At 55.7% G+C, this 26,036-nt stretch carries 24 protein-coding genes, 1 tRNA gene and 4 pseudogenes; 12 read left to right on the forward strand and 17 right to left on the reverse strand.

Annotation, left to right across the window (positions count from 1 at the left end):
- Positions 1–117: 117 nt before the first annotated feature.
- The gene (rcsA, locus tag HA41_RS16630) at positions 118–753 is read left to right on the forward strand and encodes a transcriptional regulator RcsA (protein ID WP_094121696.1); all 636 of its coding nucleotides are present in this window, start codon (positions 118–120) and stop codon (positions 751–753) included.
- A 140-nt stretch (positions 754–893) separates the two neighbouring features.
- Positions 894–2,600: a methyl-accepting chemotaxis protein gene (locus tag HA41_RS16635; RefSeq protein WP_094121697.1), complete on the forward strand. Its 1,707-nt coding sequence runs from the start codon at positions 894–896 to the stop codon at positions 2,598–2,600.
- A gap of 118 nt (positions 2,601–2,718) precedes the next feature.
- On the opposite strand, the gene dsrB is transcribed toward HA41_RS16635, so the two are convergent.
- Both dsrB and HA41_RS16645 read right to left on the reverse strand, forming a co-directional pair.
- A complete protein-coding gene (gene dsrB, locus HA41_RS16640) occupies positions 2,719–2,913 on the reverse strand; it encodes a protein DsrB (protein ID WP_094121698.1) in 195 nt (64 codons plus the stop codon).
- Between the two features lie 63 nt (positions 2,914–2,976).
- Complete coding sequence (locus tag HA41_RS16645; protein WP_046288250.1) at positions 2,977–3,135, reverse strand: YqaE/Pmp3 family membrane protein; 159 nt, start codon at positions 3,133–3,135, stop codon at positions 2,977–2,979.
- A 314-nt stretch (positions 3,136–3,449) separates the two neighbouring features.
- On the opposite strand from HA41_RS16645, the gene HA41_RS16650 reads away from it, so the two are divergent.
- From HA41_RS16650 to HA41_RS16660, 3 genes are all read left to right on the forward strand, one after another.
- Positions 3,450–3,683, forward strand: a complete 234-nt coding sequence (locus tag HA41_RS16650; RefSeq protein WP_094121699.1) for a DUF2525 domain-containing protein — start codon at positions 3,450–3,452, stop codon at positions 3,681–3,683.
- A gap of 349 nt (positions 3,684–4,032) precedes the next feature.
- Complete coding sequence (locus tag HA41_RS16655) at positions 4,033–4,821, forward strand: mannosyl-3-phosphoglycerate phosphatase-related protein (protein ID WP_094121700.1); 789 nt, start codon at positions 4,033–4,035, stop codon at positions 4,819–4,821.
- A gap of 30 nt (positions 4,822–4,851) precedes the next feature.
- Positions 4,852–6,072 (forward strand): glycosyltransferase family protein, encoded by a 1,221-nt coding sequence (locus tag HA41_RS16660; RefSeq protein WP_094121701.1) that lies wholly within the window; start codon positions 4,852–4,854, stop codon positions 6,070–6,072.
- A gap of 109 nt (positions 6,073–6,181) precedes the next feature.
- On the opposite strand, the gene HA41_RS16665 is transcribed toward HA41_RS16660, so the two are convergent.
- The 5 genes and pseudogenes from HA41_RS16665 to HA41_RS16680 all read right to left on the reverse strand — a co-directional run bounded on the left by HA41_RS16665 (position 6,182) and on the right by HA41_RS16680 (position 8,437).
- Positions 6,182–6,361 carry a YodC family protein gene (locus HA41_RS16665; RefSeq protein ID WP_094121702.1) on the reverse strand — a complete coding sequence of 60 codons (180 nt, stop codon included), beginning with the start codon at positions 6,359–6,361 and terminating at the stop codon, positions 6,182–6,184.
- 177 nt (positions 6,362–6,538) lie between these two features.
- Positions 6,539–6,670, reverse strand: coding sequence for a hypothetical protein (locus tag HA41_RS21560; RefSeq protein ID WP_255352405.1), 132 nt, complete (start codon positions 6,668–6,670; stop codon positions 6,539–6,541).
- Between the two features lie 32 nt (positions 6,671–6,702).
- A pseudogene (locus HA41_RS16670) lies at positions 6,703–7,613 on the reverse strand (DUF808 domain-containing protein).
- 10 nt (positions 7,614–7,623) lie between these two features.
- A pseudogene (locus HA41_RS16675) lies at positions 7,624–7,898 on the reverse strand (hypothetical protein).
- A 62-nt stretch (positions 7,899–7,960) separates the two neighbouring features.
- Positions 7,961–8,437, reverse strand: a complete 477-nt coding sequence (locus tag HA41_RS16680; RefSeq protein ID WP_094121703.1) for a very short patch repair endonuclease — start codon at positions 8,435–8,437, stop codon at positions 7,961–7,963.
- A 189-nt stretch (positions 8,438–8,626) separates the two neighbouring features.
- On the opposite strand from HA41_RS16680, the gene dcm reads away from it, so the two are divergent.
- On the forward strand, positions 8,627–10,009 hold the full coding sequence (gene dcm, locus HA41_RS16685) for a DNA (cytosine-5-)-methyltransferase (protein ID WP_094121704.1): 1,383 nt from the start codon (positions 8,627–8,629) through the stop codon (positions 10,007–10,009).
- Between the two features lie 118 nt (positions 10,010–10,127).
- A pseudogene (locus HA41_RS21740) lies at positions 10,128–11,730 on the forward strand (methyl-accepting chemotaxis protein).
- 33 nt (positions 11,731–11,763) lie between these two features.
- Here the strand turns inward: HA41_RS21740 and HA41_RS16695 are convergent.
- Entirely contained in the window at positions 11,764–12,027 is a 264-nt protein-coding gene (locus HA41_RS16695; protein ID WP_094121705.1) for a hypothetical protein, read from the reverse strand.
- 72 nt (positions 12,028–12,099) lie between these two features.
- The gene (locus HA41_RS16700; protein WP_094121715.1) at positions 12,100–12,804 is read right to left on the reverse strand and encodes a phosphohydrolase; all 705 of its coding nucleotides are present in this window, start codon (positions 12,802–12,804) and stop codon (positions 12,100–12,102) included.
- Between the two features lie 586 nt (positions 12,805–13,390).
- On the opposite strand from HA41_RS16700, the gene HA41_RS16705 reads away from it, so the two are divergent.
- From HA41_RS16705 to HA41_RS16720, 4 genes are all read left to right on the forward strand, one after another.
- The gene (locus HA41_RS16705; RefSeq protein WP_094121706.1) at positions 13,391–14,068 is read left to right on the forward strand and encodes an ASCH domain-containing protein; all 678 of its coding nucleotides are present in this window, start codon (positions 13,391–13,393) and stop codon (positions 14,066–14,068) included.
- A gap of 179 nt (positions 14,069–14,247) precedes the next feature.
- Positions 14,248–15,024 carry a DgsA anti-repressor MtfA gene (gene mtfA, locus HA41_RS16710; protein WP_244175141.1) on the forward strand — a complete coding sequence of 259 codons (777 nt, stop codon included), beginning with the start codon at positions 14,248–14,250 and terminating at the stop codon, positions 15,022–15,024.
- Positions 15,025–15,127: 103 nt separating this feature from the next.
- Positions 15,128–15,203 (forward strand) — tRNA-Asn (locus HA41_RS16715).
- Positions 15,204–15,519: 316 nt separating this feature from the next.
- A complete protein-coding gene (locus HA41_RS16720) occupies positions 15,520–15,708 on the forward strand; it encodes a YjfB family protein (protein WP_094121707.1) in 189 nt (62 codons plus the stop codon).
- A gap of 181 nt (positions 15,709–15,889) precedes the next feature.
- Here HA41_RS16720 and HA41_RS21140 read toward each other — a convergent pair whose 3' ends face one another.
- From HA41_RS21140 to HA41_RS16755, 8 genes and pseudogenes are all read right to left on the reverse strand, one after another.
- The gene (locus tag HA41_RS21140) at positions 15,890–16,045 is read right to left on the reverse strand and encodes a hypothetical protein (protein WP_167373387.1); all 156 of its coding nucleotides are present in this window, start codon (positions 16,043–16,045) and stop codon (positions 15,890–15,892) included.
- A 135-nt stretch (positions 16,046–16,180) separates the two neighbouring features.
- The gene (locus HA41_RS16725; protein ID WP_094121708.1) at positions 16,181–17,293 is read right to left on the reverse strand and encodes a lactonase family protein; all 1,113 of its coding nucleotides are present in this window, start codon (positions 17,291–17,293) and stop codon (positions 16,181–16,183) included.
- A gap of 199 nt (positions 17,294–17,492) precedes the next feature.
- Positions 17,493–18,902, reverse strand: a complete 1,410-nt coding sequence (locus tag HA41_RS16730) for an EmmdR/YeeO family multidrug/toxin efflux MATE transporter (protein ID WP_094121709.1) — start codon at positions 18,900–18,902, stop codon at positions 17,493–17,495.
- 118 nt (positions 18,903–19,020) lie between these two features.
- Positions 19,021–19,770 carry an ABC transporter ATP-binding protein gene (locus HA41_RS16735; protein WP_094121710.1) on the reverse strand — a complete coding sequence of 250 codons (750 nt, stop codon included), beginning with the start codon at positions 19,768–19,770 and terminating at the stop codon, positions 19,021–19,023.
- Positions 19,771–19,773: 3 nt separating this feature from the next.
- On the reverse strand, positions 19,774–20,640 hold the full coding sequence (locus HA41_RS16740) for an ABC transporter ATP-binding protein (protein WP_094121711.1): 867 nt from the start codon (positions 20,638–20,640) through the stop codon (positions 19,774–19,776).
- Positions 20,633–21,916: a high-affinity branched-chain amino acid ABC transporter permease LivM gene (livM, locus tag HA41_RS16745; protein ID WP_094121712.1), complete on the reverse strand. Its 1,284-nt coding sequence runs from the start codon at positions 21,914–21,916 to the stop codon at positions 20,633–20,635. The genes HA41_RS16740 and livM overlap by 8 nt, the downstream gene beginning before the upstream one ends.
- A 10-nt stretch (positions 21,917–21,926) precedes the next feature.
- A pseudogene (locus HA41_RS16750) lies at positions 21,927–22,842 on the reverse strand (ABC transporter permease subunit).
- Between the two features lie 132 nt (positions 22,843–22,974).
- Positions 22,975–24,054, reverse strand: a complete 1,080-nt coding sequence (locus tag HA41_RS16755; RefSeq protein ID WP_425270648.1) for a branched-chain amino acid ABC transporter substrate-binding protein — start codon at positions 24,052–24,054, stop codon at positions 22,975–22,977.
- Positions 24,055–24,429: 375 nt separating this feature from the next.
- Here HA41_RS16755 and HA41_RS16760 point away from each other — a divergent pair, with 375 nt between their 5' ends.
- Positions 24,430–25,884, forward strand: a complete 1,455-nt coding sequence (locus HA41_RS16760; protein ID WP_094121714.1) for an AMP nucleosidase — start codon at positions 24,430–24,432, stop codon at positions 25,882–25,884.
- The last annotated feature ends 152 nt before the right edge of the window (positions 25,885–26,036 follow it).

The following is a 26,036-nucleotide window of genomic DNA, read 5'->3' on the forward strand; positions in this document are numbered from 1 at the left end:
GATTTATTCAACAAAGCCACGAGCAGAATAAAAAAGTGCCTTAGAAATCTCTCTCGTACCGCAACGCGTAATTCATCGTTGATTTAAACGGATAACAAATTGGTGAGGGTCACTATTATGCCAACGATTATTATGGATTCCTGCAACTACACACGCCTGGGATTATCGGACTACATGTCTTTTAAAGGAGTTAAGAAGAAAAATATCACTTCTGCCTCCGATATTGAGCAACTACAGCAAAAATGTGAACAATTAAAACCTGGTGTCGTCTTTATTAATGAAGACTGCTTTATTCATGAAGCTGACTCCAGCGAACGTATCCGCAGCATTATTATGCAGCACCCTGATACGCTGTTCTTTATATTCATGGCGATTAGCAATATCCATTTTGAGGAATACCTCTACGTTCGTAAGAACCTGATTATTACATCAAAATCGATAAAGACCTCGACGCTGGATTCTTTACTGAGCACCTATTTGCAGAAAAAACTCAATCAGTCTGCGCGTATCTCCGCTGGAATGGATGTTCATCCATTAACGCTGAGCCAGACCGAGTCTAATATGCTGAAGATGTGGATGTCAGGTCATGACACCATTCAGATCTCAGATAAGATGCAAATTAAGGCAAAAACCGTTTCGTCACACAAAGGTAATATTAAACGCAAAATTAAAACCCATAATAAGCAGGTTATTTATCATGTGGTGCGTTTAACAGATAACGTAACATCGGGTATTTACGTCAACGTACGATAATCTCCCGCAATGAAAACCGGCCGCTCTGGCCGGTTTTTTTTTGCTCTGAATTGAGATCCAGATCTCACTTCTGCCGCTAAGCCTTTCCGCCCTCTTGCCGATGTTATCCCTTATAACAACAGCCTCAAGAGAGCAAGGATATGAACACTACATTGGTTAATGATGGACAGAACACCTCGGGCATATGGCAGAACCTCCGCCTGGTTCCGCTGTTTAGCCTGATCTTCGGCGGCATTCTGCTGCTGTTTGCACTCTGTATTGGTGTCGCCAGCTACTTTCTTATTTCAGGGAATCACTCGCTCAGCGATGCCACCGATGAAATTCAGGTACGCATGGGCATCTCGAATAGCTCAAACCATTTACGCACCGCCCGTCTGACCATTATTCAGGCCGGGGCCGCCGCGCGTATTGGTGAAATGGACGAGTTCCGCGCCAACGTTGCGGCAGCGGAGAAACGCATTCAGCAGGCCAAAGATGGGTTCAAAGTTTATGCCGATCGTAAGGTGAAGTTACCTGAGGATGTCGCGCTGGATGACCAGCTAAAGGCGCGCTTCAACAACTACATTGAAAAAGGCCTGATACCGATGATTAATGCCGGTAAACAGGGCAGTTTTGAAGGTATCATCGCCCAGGAAACCGACGTCACCCGTAAACTGGATGCGGATTACAATGCCGTACTGCTGAAGGCGATCAAAATCCGTACTGACCGCGCCAATGCCATCACCGCAGAAGCGAATCAACAGACCCGTGTTGGCTTTATTGCGATGGCGGTGGCCTTTGGCGCTGCGCTGGTACTGGTGGTGCTGACCTTTGTTTTCCTGCGTCGGGTGGTGATTAATCCGCTGCGTCAGTCGGTGTCTCGCATAGAGCAGATTGCGCAGGGCGATCTGACCGCACCTCCGCTGCCGCACGGTCGCAGTGAAATCGGCACGCTGATTCATAATCTGCAACTGATGCAACAGTCGCTGGTGAAAACCGTCGGCACGGTGCGTGAAGGCGCGGTGGCGATTTATCAGGGCTCCAGTGAAATTTCCGCCGGGAATACCGATCTCTCTTCGCGTACCGAGCAGCAGGCTGCAGCCCTGGAGCAGACCGCTGCCAGCATGGAACAGCTTACCGCGACGGTGAAGCAGAACGCCGAAAACGCCCATCACGCCAGTCAGCTGGCCGCCGACGCCTCAGGCAAAGCGCGCAGCGGTGGCGATATGGTGAGTAACGTTGTGAAAACCATGAACAATATTTCCGGCAGCTCGAAGAAAATTGCTGAGATCACCAACGTCATTAACAGCATCGCTTTCCAGACCAATATCCTGGCACTGAACGCGGCGGTAGAAGCGGCGCGCGCGGGTGAGCAGGGTCGCGGCTTTGCCGTGGTCGCCAGTGAGGTGCGTAATCTGGCACAACGCAGTGCGCAGGCGGCAAAAGAGATTGAGTCGCTAATTGGCGAGTCGGTAACGCTGATTAAGGATGGTTCGCAGCAGGTCGGTGATGCAGGTAACACCATGGGCGAGATTGTCGAAGCGGTACGTCGGGTGACCGATATCATGGCAGAGATTGCCGCCGCCTCCGATGAGCAGAGCCGCGGTATTCAGCAGGTCAGCCAGGCGGTCACCGAGATGGATAACGTCACTCAGCAGAACGCCTCGCTGGTTGAAGAAGCCTCGGCCGCTGCGGCCTCACTGGAAGATCAGGCCGGTAAACTGACCCAGGCAGTATCCGCATTCCGCCTGCAGGATACCCCGGTCACTGCCGGGATGGCTTCCCGCGCGCCGGCACCGGTGAAATCCCCTGCCCTGGCGCCCCGTCCGGCACTGGCTAGTGGTAATGAAAACTGGGAGACCTTCTAAGCGCGATAACGCAGGTGGGTTAATGCGGTGTCGCTAAAATGCGCTATCCCCTCCTCCCCGCAACGGGGAGGAGGATCGCGTCATCGGTTGTGCTGCCTGACCGGATGACTCTGCACTGTTAACCGGCACTATACGGCTCGACAAAAATCCCATCCTGGTGATCGCTTTCGTTAAAAAACCAGATGCCTAACGGGTAATCTTCCAGCGCCACCAGAAACATGGTGCCCTCATTAAATGGCTCCATGGCCAGAACAGTACCGATGCGGCGCGGGCCACCATCGGTTTTAACGCTGACGCGGTCATTCACCTTCATTTCGGTTCTCCTGATGATTTCCAGTTGCACAGTCTAAACGAAGAACCGCAGAAAAGCCGAGCGTTAGCGACGGGCAATCACCCAGACGGCGTGCACAATTCCGGGAATATAGCCGCACAATGTCAGCAGGATGTTCAGCCAGAAGGCACCACCAAAACCGACCTGCATAAAGACGCCCAGCGGCGGTAGCAGGATGGCGATAATAATTCTCAGGATGTCCATAATCATTCCTTTAGGTGTTGATAAAAATCAGCTTTGCCAGCAACTATAGCTGATTCTGCTATTAATGAGCGAAAATTCAGGTAAATCTGAGTAAGCGTCAGTTTTTTCACTTCCTTAACAGTTCACCGCAAGACTTCTGACGCGTCTCTCCCTTACACTTCTCCTCACTGCACCAACCCCATAGGGGCAGTCAACCTAAAAGTAACAAGGATTTTGCCCGCGCAGCGCGGGCTTTTTTTTGCTGTGTTAGTCCCTCTCCCCTTTCTGCATCACGCACTATACTTATTATTCTGCCCGCTGGCGGGAGTCAGAAAATGAGAGATGAAAAACAGATTATCGGGACGCAGCATTCCGCTATGACGATGGATGTGGACCGTTTACTGGAGGCGATTCAGGCCGGGAATGCAGGCGAAATACAGGAATCGATGGCGCACGGGCCTCAGCCCAAACTGAATGTGGAACCGCGGCTATTACATCGTGGTACTGAGCTGGCGGATACCTTTGAAATGGAGATTGGCGACTGCCGCTCCTGTGAAGTCCATCGCTGAAATCGATTTCAAAAAAATACCCGGCGGGATGGCCGGGTAAAAATTTCAATTCGTTACACCAGGGAATTCTTAACACCCCTGAAGACTACGCCTTCCCTTCGTTAAGACAAGCCTCCGATATGCACATTTCTGCAACCTGGCTGACAAAATCAGCCTGCATGTTACCGAAAACACCGCAGCAGACAGCGACTTAGCGCCTGCACACTTCACGCATCGCCCTCTTCCGTAACGTTTCGATTTAAGATTTATCCTGGATTTTCACGACGCGCGCTACAAAAAAAAGTGTGAGCCATATTCAACTATAATATTGAAAAATCGCCGCTTTAGCCGTGCTGACAGGAGCTGACAGATGCCCGATCTTCAACAGCCATTAATGATTATTACCGATCTTGATGGATCGCTGCTCGACCACCACAGCTATCGCTGGGACGCCGCTACAGAGTGGCTGACAACCCTGAAACAACGGGCGATCCCGCTGGTGATCTGCTCCAGCAAAACAGCTGCCGAAATTATCCCGTTGCAGAAACGGCTCGGGATTGCCGGCGCGCCCTTTATTGCGGAAAACGGCGCGGTCGTGGAAAGGGATGGGCAGCGGACCCGTCTGCCCGACAACACCCTGACCTATGATGCGCTTTGCACCCGGCTTGCTGAGCTGCAGACCACTTACAGGTTTACCGGCTTCCATGATTTTACCGAACAGGAGGTTTCATCAATGACCGGGCTGACAGAGTCGGAGGCCGCCCTGGCGCGGCAGCGTGACGCCTCTGAAGTGGTGGTGTGGCGTGACAGTGACGAGGCTTTTGATCGCTTTCGTGAGGCGCTGAGCGCGGATGGGCTGATGCTGGCGCAGGGCGGACGCTTCTGGCATGTGATGCCCGCAGGCAGCGGCAAAGGTGAAGCCGTGCGCTGGCTACTGGCGCAGCAGCCAGTTGAAGGCCGCATCACCATCGGGTTAGGTGATGGCCCTAACGACGCGCCGATGCTCGACGCCGTTGATTATGCGGTTGTGATTAAAGGCTACAGTAAAACACCGGTCACCCTTAGCCGGACCGATCAGCAGCAGGTCTATCATACGGCGCACTATGGCCCTGAAGGCTGGCGTGAAGGGCTGGACTATTTTTTGACTCAACCTCAGTGAGCTGCCCACGGGCATTAAAAGGATGGTGCGATGAGTGACTTCTATCAGAATGGCGTAATCACCAATTTTCATAATCTCACCCACCGCAGCGTGGAATCGCTGGAAAAGGAGATGGTGCGCTTTGCCCGCAAACGTAAAATGGGGCTGATCCTGCCGTCGCTGTTTTCAGAATTAGAAGGACCGGCGCTGACTAAAATTGTCGATGAGCTGGCTAAGGTCCCTTATCTCGATGAGATTGTCATTGGCCTGGATCGCGCTGACCGCGACCAGTTTCTGTTTGCCCGCGAGTTCTTTTCGCGCCTGCCACAGCGGCATCGCATTTTGTGGAATGATGGCCCGCGCCTGAAGGCGATCGACGCCGAACTGGATAAAGAGGGCTTATCGCCCACCAATCCGGGCAAAGGGCGCAATGTCTGGTTCTGTACCGGCTATACGCTGGCCTCTGACCGCACCAGCTGCGTTGCGCTGCATGACTGCGACATCGTCACCTATGAGCGCGGTATGCTGGCGCGGCTGCTCTATCCGCTGGCGAATCCGGCGTTCCAGTATGAGTTCTGTAAAGGCTTTTACGCCCGCGTGGCTGATGGCAAGCTGAATGGCCGCGTTGGTCGTCTGCTGGTTGGTCCGCTGCTGCGTTCATTGCAGAAAGTCTATGGTCACTCAGAATATCTCGATTACCTCTCCAGCTTCCGCTATCCGCTCTCTGGCGAGTTCGCGATGCGCACCCACGTGCTAAACGGGATAAAAATTCCCGGCGACTGGGGGCTGGAAATTGGCGTGCTTTCCGAGATCTATCGCAACTACACTACCCGCCAATCCTGTCAGGTGGAGATCGCGGATAATTATGACCATAAACACCAGCCGCTGGCGGAAGATGATGGTACCGGCGGGCTGAAGCGTATGAGCAGCGACATTGTACAGTCGCTGATGCGTAAACTGGCTACGATGGGCGTACCGCTGACCAGCGACTCGTTCCGGGTGCTAAAAGCCACTTATTATCGCAATGCGCTGGATATGATGGAGATCTACAACCACGAAGCCGCGATGAATGGCCTGAAGTTTGACCAGCACGTTGAAGAGGCGGCAGTTGAAATGTTCACCCAGTCGATTCTGGAAGCGGGACAGGCGTTTATTGAACGTCCTAACGATAAGCCGTTTATCCCGAGCTGGAGCCGCGTGCAGTCAGCGTTCCCGGACATTCTGCAGCGTATTTATCAGGCGGTGGAAGAGGACAACGACGGCAACGTCTGAGGCGAGCAGCGGCACAGGGAGCGTGCCGGAAGGTACTGAGTCAGGCGAAAAAGGATGGCAAAGCCGGGCCTGTCAGGGTTCTTCACCTGCAGGCCTGCTGCCAGGCCATTTAGCTGGCCAGCTGCTGCGGGGAAGATCGGGTACTCAGCTCATCGCTGCGAAACGCTTCACGACGCACCGCATAACCATCGTACCAGCGACACTCCACCATGCCACTGGCATAACCGGTGACCACCATCGTCTGACCATCTTCTTTGTGCTGAACTTCTTCACTGATTGCAAAAACCATGTTGCACCCTCCTCGTTGACCTTGTGTGATTATTTTCTTTATAGCAGCCAAAAAGGGTTCCTGCCTGTTAAGGCACGCATATAAGCGGCAAATTCAGAATTAAGCAGTTGGATATGTTGAAAATAAAAAAAGCGGATAATAAATATTATCCGCTTTGAAGAGACGTTCAGGCTGAAGTCAGATTTTGCAGCCTTCACAATCTGCTTCGTCGCTCAGATCATCCGGCACTTCGCTGGCCTTTTTTTCTGCTTTCGCTTCCGCCTGCTCAAGTTGCGCGTCGATATCAAATTCAAACATGTCGTCGTTCATCATCATTCTCCTGACCGTAATAACAGTGCGCTTTATACCGATTTCCCGCGCAGTTTGGCAATAAGGTTCACCCCTAACAGCACGATCGACCCAATGATAAATCCGAGCACCAGATTGGCGCCGTTGCTCAGCAGCGTGGCGATCCAGCCGCTGAACCCGCTGCTGGCTTCCTCAATCAGATGATGCAGCGGCGCGATGCCGTGAACCACAATGCCGCCGCCGACCAGGAACATCGCAATGGTGCCGACAACCGACAGAATCTTCATTAGCCACGGTGCCGCCGCCAGCAGGACGCTGCCGATGCCCTGGGCGATGCGCGAGGACTTCTCCCGCAGCCAGAAGCCAGATCGTCAATTTTGACAATCGCCGCCACGATGCCATAGACGCCGACCGTGACCAGAATCGCGATGCCCGCCAGAACAATCACCTGGTTCAGCAGCGGCGATTCCGACACGATGCCCAGCGTAATGGCGACAATCTCTGCCGACAAAATGAAATCGGTGCGCACCGCGCCTTTGATTTTCTTCTTCTCAAACTCCGCCGCATCCTGTTTTGCCAGTGCGTCGAGCCGCTGCTGACGCGCCTCCGGCGATTTATGTTGCTTGTCGTGTTGCAGGCTGTGCATCACCTTTTCCACGCCTTCATAGCAGAGATAGGCACCCCCGATCATCAGCAGCGGCGTAATCAGCCACGGCGCAAAGGCAGAGATAATCAGCGCCAGCGGCACCAGGATCAATTTGTTCAGAAACGATCCTTTGGCGACGCCCCACACCACCGGCAGTTCCCGGTTGGCTTTTACGCCGGTCACCTGCTGCGCATTCAGCGACAGATCGTCGCCCAGTACGCCGGCGGTTTTCTTCGCCGCCACTTTTCCCATGACGGAAATGTCGTCCAGAAGTGTTGCAATATCATCAAGTAAAGTCAGTAAACTGGTTCCCGCCAAAATTGTATCCTTAGTCTGGTTCGTTATGTTGACAACATGGGCAGCGCTCGATCTCAGTGACTGTCATCTCGCGATGCCCTCACAATCCCACTCCACCCGCACCGCTTCGCCTGTCGTACCTTCGGCGTGCAAATACTTACTGACCGGGCTTTCGGTCATGCCGGTAATCTCTTCCGTGGCGATCAGCCTGTCGCCCTGATAGACGCGTGCAGTCGCTTTGGTATTCACCATCCGCTCATCGCGAAGCTGGTAAAGGCGTTTCACCGTCAGTTTAATGCTGCTCATGTCAGGCTCCTGGCCACGGAGAAAGCGCAGATCTAACCAATTATGTTGCTGATTAGCAAGGCTCACTCTGCGTGATAATGATGAATGCCCTGATGGTCAATCTCGGCGCTCTGCGTCATTGCCATCAGCCACTCTTCCAGCCGCTCCAGCAGATCGTCATCCGCCAGCCGGAATTTCCCGCGCAGCGCGCACTCCCAGATAATCAGCACTTTCCAGCCGCCCTCCTGCAGCTGGCGGACATAACGCCGATCGCGTTCGACATTACTGTTGATCTTGCCGGTCCAGAATTCAGTACGGGTGGCCGGCAGCTTAAAAAGATAGCAGTGATGCCGATGCCAGAAGCAGCCATGAACAAAAATGATCGCCTGCTGCTCCAGCAGCACGAAATCGGGCCGTCCCGGCAGATTTTTATCCTGTACCCGATAGGGGAATCCGCGATCCTTCAGCAACAGCGCCACACGCTGCTCAATAGCAGTATCCTGTGCGCGAATAGCACGCATATTTTTGCTGCGTATTTCGCTGGAGTGAACGTCAGCCATAAACTCTCCTTTTTTGCTGGTCCTTCAACTTTAGCCTGCGCCACGAAAAGCGAAAGCCGCGAAGCAGCGCTATCAGATTGCTGCCGTAAAAATCTGGCTGCCGTGCTATCTGCAGAGCGGCACACGCCGCCAATTTCTTCGCTACGCCAGGAGTGATAGCATAGGCGCCTCACTGTTAAGGAAAAACGCATGCACCCCGCCGCCATCGCTGAACCACACTCCGCCGCCCTTTCCTCTTCTGAGGCGTCTTCACTGTTACAGCAAGTGCTAACCATCTATTCGGTCCGGGATGTCACCACCCGTCTGCAACAGGCCGGCTTTCTCAGCTGGACGCCTGCGTTGCTCAACCGGGTACGCCAGGGGAAAAGCGCGCTGCCACCGCTGTGTGACGCTGAACTGGCGCTGTTGCAGGACCTGCTGCCCAGCCGGCCAGCCCATTATGATGCACCTGAGTTTCGCTTCATCGATCTGTTCGCCGGCATTGGCGGCATCCGTAAAGGATTTGACGCCATCGGCGGCAAATGCGTCTTTACCAGCGAGTGGAATAAGGAAGCGGTCCGCACCTATAAGGCTAATCACTACAGCGATCCACTGGAGCATCACTTCAACACCGATATCCGTCAGGTGACGCAGCCGGAAGGTTTGCGCGATGACGCGGATATCTATCGTGCCATTGATGCGGCGATCCCCGACCATCAGGTGCTGCTGGCCGGCTTTCCCTGTCAGCCGTTTTCGCTGGCGGGCGTCAGTAAGAAAAACGCTCTGGGTCGCGCCCACGGCTTTGAGTGTCAGGTCCAGGGCACACTCTTTTTCGATGTGGCCCGCATTCTGGCGGCGAAAAAGCCGCCGTTCTTCGTACTGGAAAATGTGAAGAACCTCAAGAGCCACGATAAGGGCCGGACCTTCGCCATTATTATGGAAACGCTGGATGAACTGGGCTATGAAGTGGCCGATGCCGCCGCCAGCGGCCCGGATGCGAAGGTGATCGATGCGCGACATTTCCTGCCGCAGCATCGCGAACGCATTGTGCTGGTCGGCATCCGCCGTGATATCAAAGGTTGTCAGGATTTCACCCTGCGTGACATCAGAAAGTTTTTTCCGCCGGTGGTGCCGAGCCTGCAAAGCCTGCTTGAGCAAGAACCGGACGATAAATATATTCTGTCACCGGTGCTGTGGCGCTATCTCTATCAGTACGCCAAAAAACACAAAGCCAAAGGCAACGGCTTTGGCTTCGGGCTTAACGATCCGCGTCATCCCGACTGCTGCGTACGTACCCTCTCGGCGCGTTACTACAAAGATGGTTCGGAAATTCTGATCGATCGCGGCTGGGATAGCGCACTGGGCGAAGCGGAGTTTCACAATGCGGCCAATATGGCGCGCCGTCCGCGCCGTCTGTCACCGCGCGAGTGCGCCCGGCTAATGGGCTTCGACGTGCCGGGCAGCGAGCCATTCCGCATTCCGGTGTCGGATACTCAGGCTTATAAGCAGTTCGGTAACTCTGTGGTGGTGCCGGTGTTTGCAGCGGTTGCTCAGCTGTTGCTGCCCCATATTCGTCAGTTACGCGCGGGTTAACCTGCGCGGTTTAGCTTAAGAAAACCGATTCTGCTGTTCTCCCGCCATCAGGCGGGATTGTCACAAAGATGTCACGCAACCCCCTGATACTGCGGTTTTTCTTTTTTCGGGTTGCGTGATGTCACTGCTTACTCTGTTGCCGCTCCGCGGCAGTAAACGCCTGTTTTCTCTTCGTCTGCCTGGCTGGCTTACCAGCCTGCGCGGCCATTTCATCCTGTTTGTGGCGCTGTTCTGCCTGTTGCAATCGGCCGGCATCCTGCTGCTGACTCTCCAGGTCAACCAGGCGCAGGTCAACCTGACGCACACTCAGGTTCTGCGTGAGCGGCTGGCGCTGCTGGATCGCGCCCGTATCGAATTGCTCACAGCCAGTGATAACAGCCACCGCGCCGGCATCTATCTGATGCAGGATCAGCAGAGCGGCTCGGTCGACAGCTGGAAAAGCCTGGCGGAGAGCGCGAACGCTTCGCTGCACGAGGCCGAACGGCTCTTCAGCCGCTATCAGGCGGCCCCGCACAGTGCGCTGCAACAGAGCTTCAACCTGTTAACGCAGGGGCTGAACGAGCAGCTGAAAGGCCTGGCCGCCACCCACATCGACGCCTTTTTTATGGTGCCGATGCAGGCCTATCAACAGCAGTTTAACGATGCCTGGTTCCAGGCGATCAGCGAGGCGAATCGCCAGCTGGCAGTCGTCAATCACCGTTCGCTCTCAACCTTAACCGAAACCCGTAATGCCTCACTGCTGGTGACCGGACTACTGTTTGGGCTGCTGATAGCGGGCGGAGTGCTGCTGGTGCGGGGCGTCATTACGCCGCTGCAGCAGGCCAGCCGTCAGCTCCAGGCTATCGCTACCGGCGATTTGATGGCCACTGACACACCAGCCGGCGGCAGTCGCGTGAAACACTGCAGCTGTTCAACGCCATGGATGAGATGCGCCAGGGTTACGCCACATCATTCATGAAATTGATGTGGTGGCTGCCAGCGTGGCCGCTGCAGCGGGCAAGGTACAGCATTATAATCAGCAGGCCCGTGAGCAGCATCAGGCACAAAATGCCAGCTTCAGTCATCTGTCACAGCGTCTGCATCGGGTCTCTGAAGAGGTGGAAAACAGCACCCGTTTTTCACTGCAGGCTACCGATCAGGCGCAATCCGCCGATCGCCTGATGCAGCAGTGCGCCGTTCAGGTCGATCAGATGGAAAGTCAGATGCGGCAGATCGTGCAGGCGTCGGGCGATATTGCCGGGATTGTCGATTTGCTGGATAGCCTGTCGCTGCAAACGCGGCTGCTGGCGCTGAACGCCGCCATTGAATCGGCCCACGCTGGTGTCTACGGCCGCAGCTTCTCAGTGGTGGCGAAGGAAATTGGACTGCTATCGAATCAAAGCGGCCACTCGACCCGCCAGATTGACCAGTTGATCCAGCATACCCGGCAGCATGTGGATAGCGGCTTCAGCAAGGTGAAGTCGCTGGAGGCGCTGTTCGGACAGATTGGCGAGGCGGTCAGCGCGGTCGTCACCCGGCTGAATGAGCTGCAACACAACGCCAGCGCGCAAAGCGCGCGGGTATCGCATATTGCCGCCGAGGTGCTGGCGCTGAATGATCAATTACAGACCAATGAAGGATTGAGTGCGCAGCAGAGCAGCGCGGCAGATGTGCTGCACCAGCAGGCCAGCCGGCTGGCACAGACGGTGCAGCAGTTCCGTCACGGTGCTCAGACGCGGTAAAAACAAAAAACCCGTCAGGCGACGGGTTTAATTTTACTTCTTCTTCTTGCCCTGCTTCTTGAGCAGCAGACGAATTTGCTTCACTTCGGCGCTGGTCAGCCCTTCTGATGACGCTTCGGGTGATGACTCAGTCAGATCCTGATTATCAATTGCCGGATGCGGATGCGTTTCCAGGCTGGCCTGCAAGCGCTGCACAATTTCCTGGCTCATCGAAATCTGGTTCTCCAGCGCCAGCTGTTTAATATTTTCTTTCAGTGCGGGATCAATTTTAATCGTCAAATTAACGGTTTCGGTCATCGTGCTGCTCCTTTTTGTTATTGCTTCCACGCTACCGGATGACCGTTGCGATTAACATACTGTCACAAAAATTTAATATTCGGTTCGTAATGGCGTGAAGTCCCGCAGCACGCCCTCGTCCATCCCGGTCAGATTGCCCTGTAACTCCGCATAGAGCTTGGCCATATAGCGCACCAGGAAGTCCGCATTGTGTTCAGCCAGCATCCGGCCGGTTTCAGTGTGCATGGTTTCCGGCAGGCGCAGCAGCTTCTTCTGAAAGTGATCCAGCGTCCATTTCACATCATCCAGTTCACGATCTTTGCCCAGCGGATCGACACTGTCGAACAGTGGACGATTCAACGCGCCTGCAGTGTAGAACACCCTCGCCAGGCCAATGGCGCCGAGGGACTCCAGCCGGTCAGCATCCTGGACAATTTTTGCTTCCAGCGTCTGTGGCGGAATGCCGGCGCTGAAACTGTGGGTTTTAACCGCGTGCATCACCGCCTCTATCCGCTCTGCGGGGAAATCGAGAAAGTCCTGCTGCAATATACGCTGCGTTTCGGTAGCGGCATAAGTCGAAGCCAGATGGCGTTCAGGATGGTTTTTCGGCAGGTTCACCACATCGTGAAAATAGCAGGCAGTTAACACCACCAGAGGATCGGCGGCAGTGCCGGTCATGATGCGTTGTGCGCTCATCCAGACGCGGCGTAAATGCGCAATATCGTGAGCACCATCATCATGGATCCAGTTGGCCTGAAACCAGCTTTCATAGCGAGTTTGCCAGAGTGTGAGTGACATCATTTATCTCCCTGTAGTGATCGATGCGCAAACAGAAAGCCATCATAGCGACTGGCTAATGACACTTTTCTTACGGTGCTGATGAAAAGAGCGGCGCTGCCAAAGATTTCCGGCAGGAAAATGAGATCTGGATCATTTTATAGCATCACTGATATAAAATAACCGCATTTTAAGCGCTTTTCGGTCTTTCCTCAGCGGATAGCGGCTCAGCGAATTAGTTTAATGTGTGTAATGTTTGATTCAGCAGAAAAATTTCTCGGCGGCCCGATTTATGGCAGCCTGATTGCTGAAATAACGGTAAAACTATCAATAATGACAGGTGAACAATTCTGAAAAGGTTCCTATTTTTACCGTTATAACGTACTGTATCCGGGCTGTTCAGCGCTTTATCTGACCAGCGTGATAAGCTTTGGTGCGGTTTTTGCATTTTGCTGGTTTTTAACACGAAAAGCGGCCATTTTCGCCTTCAGACCCACCGACAAATTATTAAGCAAAATGATTTATACCCTTTATGATAATCCCCTGAAGTGAAGCAAGGGGATGTTTACAGCAGTAACCGGGTTCTACTAATAAAAAGAGGTAATCCATGAAAGAACGGCCGATTCTTTTTTCCGAACAGCGTGTCCGAGCCCTGTTGGTTGGCCAGCAAACGCAAACCCGGCGCATTATGAAAACTCAGGCTTTCGGACCGGGACAGGATCATCACGAAGGTGTGCATGCTTTCGATGTGAGTGCTAACCATCTGCATGGCTACAAAATGATGTCGATGACTGATATCAGTTATCACTGTCCGTATGGCAAACCCGGTGATGTGCTGTGGGTGCGTGAAACCTGGCGTGGTCCGATGGTGCCCGAAAACGACCTGGCAGAATATGAGCGCGATCCGACACCCTTTCGTCAGCCAGCCTACTGCCAGTATCGGGCGGACAGTAACGAACTGGGGCAACATGTGATGAGCAGTCCGGAAGCGGAACAGTTTGGCTGGCAGACCGCCATCCATATGCCACGCTGGGCCAGCCGCATCAACCTGGAAATTACCGGAGTGCGGGCAGAGAAGATTCAGGACATCAGTGAAGATGACATTATGGCGGAAGGCGTTCAGACCGATTCGCACTTCCTCAATAATTTCTTCACCATGAACGTTAACTCAGAATCACCTAAAGAAGCCTACCGCAAAGCCTGGGAAAAGCAGTATGGCGCGACCAGCTGGGAAGTGAACCCGTGGGTCTGGGTGATTGAGTTTCAACGCATCGAGCGTAAATAAGCTGTCAGCCCTGCGCTTTGCGGGTTGAATCACAGACAACGGCTGCGCTAACGGGTTGAATAGACAGCCTTAAGCCCTGCAGCCAGACTAATGGTGCCAGCATGCTGTTTTGGATGCTGGCATTTTTGTATCTGGCGCGCCAGGATAGCGAGATAGTCCGGTTCTGTGCGGGAGTGAAGATGTTTAAATGGCCCTGGAAAACGCATAACGACACGATGCTGGTCGCACTGCCGTGGCAGGCGGGTCTGGCGCAGCCGATTTTCACCCTTCTCAGCGATAAGGAGCAGCAGGCGCTGGTGCAACTGGCACAGCGCTTTCTGCAACAGAAAAAGCTGGTGCCGCTCGATAACGTTCAGCTTGATGCGCTGCGCAGCGTGCGCATCGCCCTGCTGTTCTGCCTGCCGGTGCTGAAACTGGGTCTGGAGTGGCTGGATGGTTTTCACGATGTACTGATCTATCCGGAGCCGTTTGAAGTTGACGATCGCTGGCAGGACGAAGATGGGCTGGTACACAGCGCCGCCGCAGTGCATGCGGGTCAGAGCTGGACTCAGGGCCCGGTGGTACTCAACTGGCTCGATATTCAGGACTCGTTTGATCTCTCCGGCTACAATCTGGTGATTCACGAAGTGGCGCATAAGCTGGATGCCCGTGGCGGCGGCTATACCAGCGGGATTCCGGTGATGCCCTTGCGTGACGTTGCCACCTGGGAGAGAGATCTGCGAGCAGCGATGGCGGCAATTGAAAGCGAGGTAGAACTGGTGGGCGAACAGGCGGCAAGCATTGATCCTTATGCCGCCAGCGACCCGGCCGAATGTTTTGCCGTGTTGTCGGAGTACTTCTTCACCGCGCCGGACCTGCTGGCCGAGCGCTTTCCGGCGATGTATCAGCATCTTCGCCAGTTTTACCAGCAGGATCCACTGACGCGGTTCGCGGCGCTGTCGGCGCAAACTGCTTAAATCGCGATCGCTTTGCGCTAAAGCTAGCCAGTTGAATGATAATGTATTTTTTGCAGTTGACACCTTAGGACGACGCCGTTAATATTCGCCTCGTTCCAACGATTCCTCTGTAGTTCAGTCGGTAGAACGGCGGACTGTTAATCCGTATGTCACTGGTTCGAGTCCAGTCAGAGGAGCCAGATTTAAAAAAGCCTGCTTTCGAGCAGGCTTTTTGCTTTTCAGACGCCCGCACTTCAGAGGTGTCGCCCCCTCCTTTCTCAATCATTTATCAGTTCAGCATCGCCTTCATTCTCGTCAGTACGCCATGCCCATTAGCCTCAGGTAGCCAGCCGGAAACCGGGTTTTCCAGCCCGCTGACAGTGCCAGAACCCACGTTACTTTATATCGCGGATGCCGCACGGCGCTTATGCCTCAGGTTCTCGCCTCCTGTGCCGATAACACTTTCAGGTTCTTTCATTGAGCCTATCCCTCATGTTTTCACAACAGGAGTGCAAAATGGATGTTTCGCAAATTACCTCGCTGGCTACCGGCCTCGCCAGCATGGACCTGCACAACCAGGTCAACACCGTCTTACTGAAGAAGTCGCTGGATAATCAACAGGCGGCCGCCGCCAGCATTCTGCAGGCCATTCCCGCTTTACCCGCCAATCCGGCGATTGGCCGGAATATCAATACGACGGCCTGATGCGTCAATCAGACCTGATGTGTTAATCATAAGAGGCAGGCGTGCCCTCTGTGTGCCTGCCCTCTTCCCTGCGATCCCGATCAGCCCCACAGCCAATGCGGCTGTAGCCGTTGTAGAATTCAGCTAACAAAAAGGCCCGCGCAAAATGGCGGGCCTTCAATCCGTTAACGTACAACAAACATTATTTTTCATGGTAGCGATGCAGCGCCGGATAATACTCCATGCCGTAAAGCTGGCTGAGGGGAAACAGCAATTCAATGTTGATATCGCGTTCCGCCTCAACGGGTGCAGATCCACTCAGCAGCTGTTCAAACCAGGCTTTCAGTTTTTGTTTCATCGTACGCGCTCCGTATAGGTTGATGAGACGAGTAAACCTGTTCAGGCGCGTAAACTGAACCAAAAATTTCTGCGCTGCTATGCCAGAAATTAACTATGCGATCCGCCCTGCGCAACGTCTGTGGGCCGCATGGCCTTATCTGGCGATCAGCGTAACCCAGTTAGCGCCCTTACCGACCGGCGCCTCAGCCACACGTTTCAGCTCGCCACTGACCGGATCGATGGCGTAACTGCCAATCACCGCACTCTTCTCGCCGCTGGCAATCAGCCATTTTCCGCTGGCATCAATGCCGATACTGCGCGGCTGCTTCTCGACCCGCCAGTTGCCAATCAGCGTCAGCTCGCCCGATGCGGGATCGACCCGGTAGCCGCTCACCGTACTGGAGGTCCGCTCGGTCACATACAGGAACCGGCCATCAGGGGTGATTTTGATGTCCGCCGCCCAGATGCGTGGCGTCGGATCGCTGTAGCCCGCCGGACGCTGCTCGCCATGCTGCAGACCATATTTCCCGGCCACTGCATTCGGCCAGCGTTTCAGCTCCGTCAGCGAGCCATCGGCCGCGCGCCTGAACTGGGTAATGGTGCCGCTCATCTCAGTCAGGTTATACAGAAAGCGATTATCCGGGGAGATCACCGAATGGCGCGCACCGCTGTTCTTCTCGCCCTGGACAAATCCCTTACCCAGCGGGGTAATCACACCGTTGTCGGCGAAGCTGTATTCCAGCACCCGATCGGCACCGAGGTTACCGACGTAAAGTGAATGGTTGCTGACGTCGGTGATCACCGAATGGGCGTGCGGCCCGGTTTTGACCCGACCCGTTACCTGCGGCGTCACCACGCCCCTGGCGTCGATTCGATTGCTGGTGACGATATCACTATCATACGAGGCGGCGAGCAGATAGCGCCCGCTTTTATCGGTGGTGATCCACGGAAAACTGGCCTCAACCGGCGTCACCGCCAGCCGCTGCAGGTCACCATGCTGCCCCGTCACCCGCCAGCTGATGATCGCATAAGGCGGACTGCGCAGCGCGCCATACAGCCGCTTGCCATCCGGACTGGCGGCCAGCGGCATAATCTTTTTACCGGCTGGCGTGTCACCGCGCCACTGCAGGCTGCCGGTGGCATCGTTGAGTTGATAGCGGGAAACGGTGCCGGAGTCGGCGTTTGAGACATAGACATAGCTTGTCGCCCACAGCGGACTACTGCACAGCAGCGGCAGCAAGGCCAGCGCCGGTTTGGAACGGATCATAGGGTCACCTTCACTCTTATTATTCGCTGCTTCAGTCGGCAGGCGTTTAACGCTAACGGTGGAAATGCCGGCTGGCTTTGTGCAATTGACTGAAGATTGGGCCGGAAGCCTGGAGATGTGACGGGGATGGGGTTTTTGACGCCAGCGCAGCCGGGTGTAACGCCCTCCCTCACGACAAGAGAAGGCGTTATCCGGTGCGCTAACCCGATTTGGCGATCATCCGGCGGTAGTTATTCAGCCATTTGCCGCTGTTAAGTCGCCACCAGAAAAAGAGGCCGCGCACCGTCCAGTCGAGGAACATCCCCAGCCAGACGCCGATAACGCCCATTCCCAGCTCAATACCGAGCAGATAACCCGCAACCACGCGCGCGCCCCACATGCTGAACATCGAGACGTACATGGTGTAACGCGCATCGCGCGCACCTTTCAGACCGGCAGGCAGCACCCAGGAGGCGGCCCACAGCGGCATAAACAGAGCGTTAAGCCAGATCAGCTGCTTCGTCACGTTAATCACTTCCGGATCGCTGGTGTAAAAACGCGCCAGCAAACCGGCCAGCGGCACCGTCAGCAGCGCCATCGCAGTCAGACAAAGCGTCGCCAGCCAGAAGACATGCCGTACCTGACGCTCCGCCTGAAACACCTGATTTCGTCCTAAGCGGGTACCGGTAATGATGGTCGACGCCGAGCCCAGCGCATTGCCCGGCAGGTTAATCAGCGAGGCGATGGAAAAGGCGATGAAGTTACCGGCGATCTCACTGGTGCCCATGCCGGCGACGAACACCTGGGTCAGTAATTTCCCGCCGTTAAACAACACCGATTCGATACTCGCTGGCACGCCGATGCCCAGTACCTCCATCAGAATGCTGCTGTTCCAGCGCCGGAAATAGCTCGACAGGGTAATCTTCAGCGAGGCGTTGAAACCAATCATCAGTACGTAGATCACCGCGATTGCCCCGATATAGCGGGTGATGGTCAGTCCGAGACCGGCACCGATAAACCCTAAACCGTCCCACGAGAAGCAGCCATAGATCAACACGCTACTGATGATGATATTGAGGATATTCATGCCGCCGTTAATCAGCATCGGAATTTTGGTATTGCCTGCGCCCCGCAGCGCGCCGCTGCCAATCAGGGTGATGGCCGCCGCCGGATAGCTCCAGGCCGAGGTTTGCAGATAGCTCAGTGCCAGCGCTTTCACTTTCGGATCGGCGGCACCGGCTATCGCATCAACAATCAGATGGCCCCAGAACTCGATAGCGATCACCAGCACAAAGGCCAGTATCGTCATCATCCCCAGCGACTGACGCGTGGCGGCGCGGGCGCGCTTGCCGTTGCGTTTCGCCAGGCTGAACGCCACCACCACCGTGGTACCGAGGTCGATGGCGGCAAAGAATGAGATGATCACCATATTGAAGCTGTCTGCCAGGCCAACGCCTGCCATCGCCTCTTTACCCAGCCAGCTGACCAGGAAGGTGCTCAACACGCCCATCAATAACACACAGGCGTTCTCAAAAAAGATAGGCACGGCTAATGGCGATATTTCACGCCAGTAGAGCGTGCGGTAAGCGCGACGTTTCGGATACCACGCCGTGCGCTTGATCGCCTGCATCACTGCTACGCCAGGATTTTGCAAAGGGTTACCAAATCAGAAGAGACTGGACAGGAGATCTAATGATGATAGTGGGCAGAGAAATATGCAAAGTCTTTCCTGCCCAAATTAATCATCGTTACAAACTTTTTAGCCCGACGACGGCAGGTGCTGCTGCGCCACCCAGATAGGCGCTGCGAACCTCTTCATTGTTCAGCAGTTCTGCACCACTGCCGCTTAAACGAATTTCACCATTAACCATCACATACCCCCGATTGGCCAGCTTCAGGGCGTGGCGTGCGTTCTGCTCCACCAGAAACAGCGTCATTCCCTGCGCCGTCAGCTCGCGCAGAATAGTGAAGATTTGCTTAACGACGAGGGGTGCCAGGCCCAGGCTCGGTTCATCAAGCAGCAGCAGCGCGGGCCGGCTCATCAGCGCGCGGGCAATCGCCAGCATCTGCTGTTCCCCGCCGGATAATGTCATGGCACGCTGACGCCGACGCTCCAGCAGGCGGGGAAACAGGCTGTACATCCGGGCCAGATCCTCTTTCTGATAACGATTGCCGATGGCGATGGTGCCCATCTGCAAATTCTCTTCCACGGTCATGTCAGCAAAGATACGGCGACCCTCCGGTGCCTGAGCGATGCCGTTGGCGGCAATAAAATGGGTCGACTTCTGACTAATGGGCTGGCCGCGATACAGAATCTCGCCGCTGGCGATGCGCGGCTGACCAAAAATCGACATCAGCAGGCTCGATTTCCCGGCCCCATTGGCTCCGATCAGCGCGACCGTTTCACCGGTATTAACCGTCAGCGAAACATTTTTCAGCGCCTGTAACGGGCCATAAAAGAGGTCAACGGCCTCAAACTGCAACATCGGTTCAGCCATAATTTACTCCTCTTCGTCGCTGCCGAGATAGGCAGCGATGACCCGCGCATCCTGGCGAATCTGTTGCGGTGTGCCTTCGGCGATTACCTCACCGTGATCCAGCACCACGATGCGATCGGAGATACTCATCACCATCGGCATATCATGCTCAATCAACAGGACGCTGATGCGGTGATCGGCCCGCAGGCGGTGCAGGATGGCGCTGAGTGCCTCGGTTTCCACCGGGTTCAGTCCGGCGGCGGGTTCATCCAGACAGATCAGTTCCGGCTGGGTACACATGGCGCGCGCAATTTCCAGCCGCCGCTGCTGACCGTAAGAGAGCGTACCCGCCAGCCGGTTGGCGGTGGTGGCGAGGTCCACCGTTTCCAGCCAGTAGAACGCCCGGTCGAGCGCGCGGTTTTCAGCTGCCCGGTAGCTTCGGGTATTGAATACGCCCGCCAGCAGGTTACGATTCACCAGCATGTGCTGCGCTACCAGCAGGTTCTCAATCACTGACATCTCACGGAACAGCCGGATATTCTGAAAGGTACGCGCCAGCCCGGCGCGGTTCACCAGATGCGCGCCGCCAAACATCTTGTACCAGAGACGGGAGCCGAGTTGTGCCGGATGGAACCAGTCGCTGGCATGGATTTTTTCGCCCAGCACCTGAATCACATCGGTAGAGCGCTGGTTGGCATTGAGCTGTATCCGCCCGCCGCTGGCGCGATAAAAGCCGGTCAGACAGTTGAAGACGGTGGTTTTACCTGCCCCGTTCGGCCCGATTAATGCCGTAACCGAGCCGCGCTCAACCCGGAGGCTGACCTCGTTGAGCGCCCGGATACCGCCAAAGCGCATCATTAGCTTGTCAACCTGCAAAATCGCATCACTCATGACGGGCCCCCTGGCGCGGCGGGACACCGACACGGCTGGTGCGCACCAGCCCGCGCGGTCGCCAGATCATCATCAGCACCATCAACATGCCAAACAGCAGCACGCGATATTCGGCAAAACTGCGCAACAGTTCTGGTGCCACGGTCAGCACAAAGGCTGCCATTACCACGCCCAGCGTTGACCCCATGCCGCCCAGCACCACAATCGCCAGGATCAGCGCGGACTCAAAGAAGGTGAACGAGGTGGGATTGACGAATCCCTGATAGCTGGCAAAGAAGACGCCAGCTATCCCGGCGGTCGAGGCCCCGAGCATAAAAGCCGACAGCTTGACCAGCACATGATTCAGCCCCATCGCCCGGCAGGCGATCTCATCTTCACGTAACGCCTCCCAGGCGCGGCCGACCGGCATACGCGTCAGGCGATGCTTGATAAACAGCACCAGCAGCACCACCAGCACCAGCACGGTGTAAATAAAAATAAACTTCATGTTGGGGTTGTAGCTGAGATGGAAAAACTCGTGAAACGGCACGCCGCCTTCCCGCGCACGACGGCCAAACTCCAGCCCAAGAAAGGTGGGAGATGGCACCGAGACGCCATTCGGCCCGCCGGTAAACGACAGCCAGTTATTCAGCACCAGCCGGATAATTTCCCCGAAGCCAAGCGTCACAATCGCCAGATAGTCACCGTGCATTCGCAGCACCGGAAACCCCAGCAGCGCCCCGGCGCAGGCCGCCATCAGCGCCGCAATCGGCAACATGCTCCAGAATCCCAGCCCAAGATACTGGTAGCCCAACGCCAGACCATAAGCACCGATGGCATAAAACGCCACGTAACCCAGGTCCAGTAATCCGGCCAGCCCCACCACAATGTTCAGACCGAGGCCGAGCAGCACATAGATCAGTCCCAGAATCGCCACCGTCAGCAGGTATTTGGTTGAAAAAAACGGGAAGAGGCAGGCGGCAACCAACAGTAGCGGGAGGATCCAGCGCAGCCGGGAACGGTAACCCGGTTCGCGCACGTACACGCCGCCGCCATCGCCCTCAAATGTGCGCAGCAGCGCCTGGCCACGGCGGGTTTGCAGAAACAGGCTGAACAGCAGACGACCCGCCATCACAATCCCCACCAGCACCGCCACCCGCAGCGGTTGTAACCGGAACTGGTAGCCCTCCAGCACAATGCCAACGATCGGGCCAAAGACAATCAGTGCGATTAACCCGGCCAGCACCGTTTCCCGCAGCGCCTGAGCCACATTCACTCCCTGACGGGTTTGATTCATCACAGCCCCCTCATACTTTTGCCACCAGCGGGCGGCCCAGCAACCCCTGCGGACGGAAGATTAAGATCACCACCAGCAGCGCAAAGGAGAAGACATCTTTATAATCGGAGTTCACCAGCCCGGCGAACTGCGCCTCTGCTACGCCCAGCAGCAGGCCGCCGAGCATCGCCCCCCGGCAGCGAACCTATCCCGCCCAGCACCGCGGCGGTGAACGCTTTGATGCCGATAATGAACCCGGCGTAAAAATCGAAAGTGCCATAATTCATCGTCACCAGCACGCCAGCCAGACCGGCCATCGATGCGCCAATCATAAACACCAGTGAAATCACCCGATCGGTATTAATCCCGAGGATCGCCGCCATCCGTCGATCCTGTTGTACCGCCCGACAGATCCGCCCCAGCCGGGTGTACTGGATGATCCAGGTCAGCAGCGCCATACCGCAGGCCGCCGCGATTAAGATGAACACTTTGGTCCAGGTGATCTGCACCACGCCGCTCTCCAGCTCCAGCCGCAACACGCCGGTTAACAACGTGGGCACGCCTTGCTGGTTGGGTCCCTGGCTGAGCTGCACATAGTTTTGCAGGATCAGCGACATGCCGATGGCGGAGATCAACGGAGCCAGCCGCGTGGAGTTGCGCAGCGGACGATAGGCGATGCGTTCGATAGTCCAGCCATAGACGGCGGTAATGACGATGGTGAACAGCAGCGTACCGAAAATCAGCAGCGGAAAAGAGTGAATACCGAACGCGGAGAGCAGCGCCAGACCGATGGCGCACAGATAGGCGGACAGCATATAGACTTCACCGTGGGCGAAGTTGATCATGCCGATAATGCCGTAAACCATGGTGTAGCCAATCGCGATCAGGCCGTAAACGGCGCCCAGCGTCAGGCCATTCACCATTTGCTGTAAAAAGAAGGCATCCATAGCAGAAGTCTCACTGCGGGAGCCTGTGATACCGGCTCCGGAAAAGTCATACCTGAGCGACGCTTTCGCATCCCCGGCTGTCACCCGACGGTTTCAGGCTGTAATCGCCGCGATTACAGCCTGGCGGCTTATTCAGAGCTGATGATATTTTCCTTTATCATCCCATTGATAAACCACGTAATCAGAGACTTTTAAATCCCCTTTGCTATCCCAGGATTTTTTGCCCATCACGGTATCCACGCTATTGGCCTTGAGCCATTCGCTGGCTTTTTCATTGTCCTTTCCGGCCCCTTTGTAGGCAGCGGCCAGTGCCTGAATTGAGGCATAGGCGTAAAGGGTATAGCCTTCAGGTTCGAAGCCCCCGGCGCGGAACTTTTCAATCACCGCTTTGCCATCGGCAATCTGCCGTGGATCGTTGCCAAAGGTCATATAGACTCCTTTGGTGTATTGCGGTCCGCCGGCGGCGGTCACCATCTCTTCCGTCACAATACAGTCGCCGGAGAAGAAGTCCGCTTTCACGCCCTGCTCACGCATCTGACGCACCAGCGGACCCGCTTCGGGATGACAGCCGCCGAAGTAGACCACGTCCGGTTTAAGCTGGCCGATCTTGGTCACCAGCGCGTTAAAATCTTTCTCGCCGCGCGACAAGCCTTCATACATCGCTTCCTTCACGCCACGTTTTTCCAGTGCCGCTTTGGTGGCATCCGCCAGCCCCTGGCCGTAGGTATCTTTATCGTGGATCACCACGACTTTCTTTGCTTTCAGTTTGTCGATGATGTAATTCGCGGCAATGGCACCCTGCTGGTCGTCACGTCCACACATCCTGAACATCGTCTTCATGCCGCGCTCGGTGATCTGCGGATTGGTGGAGCCTGGGGTAATTGCCAGCACCCCCGCTTCGTCATACACCTCTGAGGCGGGCATGGTGGAGGAGGAACAGAAGTGGCCGACCACGGCATTCACCTTGTCCTGATCCACCAGCCGGTTCGCGACCGACACCGCCTGCTTGGGCTCACAGGCATCATCGCCCTGAACCAGCACAATCTTCTCGCCGTTAATGCCGCCCGCCGCGTTGATATCCGCCGCGGCCTGCGAGGCACCTTTCCAGTACTGCGCACCATAGGTAGCGTTCGGACCCGAGAAAGGACCGGCGACGCCAATTTTAATATCAGCGTGCGCCGCTAAGGCGGTCATTAAACAGCCGGTCATCATCAGTTTGATAGGGAACTTGATCACTTTCACAGACATGCGGTCATCCTCAACAGGGTTAAGAGCCAATGCCAATCAGGAGAAATCAGTTTCTGAACAGAGCGTGGAGAGCGGTTTTCCGGGTACGACCTGCGGTACCACAGAGGATCTAAGCAATAATCTCGCCATAATTTCTGCGGATAAGAAAATCATCTGCACGGCGGCGAAGGTGACCAGCCATACGAGTAACGGGTCACCGCTCACTAACAATAGAGCGGCGCAGCCAACACACCAGCACCAGGTTGGTGCAAAATGCGGTCGATCACAGATTCTTCACCAATCTCTGCAACAAACCCGCTAAGCTTGGGCAAATTACGGTAACAAATGGAAGGAGAAGCCATGCCGACACAACGGAAAAACCTGACCAGCCAGCAAGCGCTGGATGAACTTGAACGCTTGTATGAGGGCGCGGTCGATGCGATGCGCGCGGCAATCAAAGCCTTTACCGAAAAGGGCACGCTGCCGGATGCAACCCAACGCGCAGAAGGGTTATTTGTTTACCCTGAGTTGCGCATCAGCTGGCACGGCGAAGGTCCTCAGCAGAACCGTACCCGAGCCTGGGGGCGCTTCACCCACACCGGCAGCTACAGCACCACCATCACCCGCCCTGCGCTGCTGCGGCACTATATTGCCGAACAGCTGGCGATGCTGGAGAAGGAGTATCAGCTGGAGATCGATGTCGGTCCTTCCAGTCAGGAGATCCCATATCCTTACGTGATTGACGGTTCCGACCTGTCGCTGGATCGCACCATGAGCGCCGGCATTGCCCGTCACTTCCCGACCACCGAGCTGTCGCAAATTGGCGATGAGACCGCTGATGGCCTGTTCCATGCCGACGCGAAGTTCCCGCTGTCGCACTTCGACGCGCTGCGTACCGACTTCTCGCTGGCCCGTCTGCGTCACTACACCGGCACCTCGGTTGATCATTTCCAGCCGTTTGTGCTGTTCACTAACTACACCCGTTACGTTGATGAGTTTGTGCGCTGGGCGATTGAGCAGGTGCGCGATCCCAATACGCCGTATGACAGCCTGGCCTGCGCCGGTGATGTGGTGCTGACGGCCGGGACCGCCAACAGCGAGACGATGCTCTCCGACCTCGCCTGGAAAAAGCATCAGATGCCCGCCTGGCATCTTACGTCGCCGAACCGGCGCGGTATTACGCTGATCAATATCGGCGTCGGCCCGTCAAATGCCAAAACCATCTGCGATCATCTGGCGGTGATGCGTCCGCACGCCTGGCTGATGATTGGTCACTGTGGCGGCTTGCGTGAGAGTCAGCGGATTGGCGATTATGTGCTGGCGCACGCCTATCTGCGTGACGATCATGTGCTCGACAGCGTGCTGCCGCCGGATATCCCGGTACCGAGCATTGCAGAGGTGCAGCGCGCCTTGTATGACGCCACCAAAACGGTGAGTGGCATGCCGGGTGAAGAGGTGAAGCAGCGGCTGCGTACCGGCACCGTGGTCACCACCGACGACCGTAACTGGGAGTTGCGTTATTCAGCCTCGGCGCTGCGTTTCAACCTGAGTCGTGCGGTGGCGGTCGATATGGAGAGCGCCACCATTGCAGCCCAGGGTTATCGCTTCCGCGTTCCTTACGGCACCCTGCTCTGCGTGTCAGATAAGCCCCTGCACGGCGAGATTAAACTGCCGGGCCAGGCGAATCGTTTTTATGAAGGGGCGATCTCGGAGCATTTACAGATCGGCATTCATGCGGTGGAGTTGCTGCGTGCCGAAGGCGATAAGTTGCATTCGCGTAAGCTGCGGACGTTTAATGAGCCGCCTTTCCGGTAAGGGTTGTTTTTGTTCGCTGCGCGAACGGGCTATAAGCGGATTTCGTTCGCCGGCTGGCTGGGGGGGGTTCGCTGCGCGAACGGGCTATGAGCGGGTTTCGTTCGCCGGCTGGCTGGAGGGGTTCGCTGCGCGAACGGGCTATGAGCAGGTTT

The sequence above is a fragment of the Pantoea conspicua genome (assembly GCF_002095315.1).
Taxonomy (GTDB): Bacteria; Pseudomonadota; Gammaproteobacteria; order Enterobacterales; family Enterobacteriaceae; genus Pantoea; species Pantoea conspicua.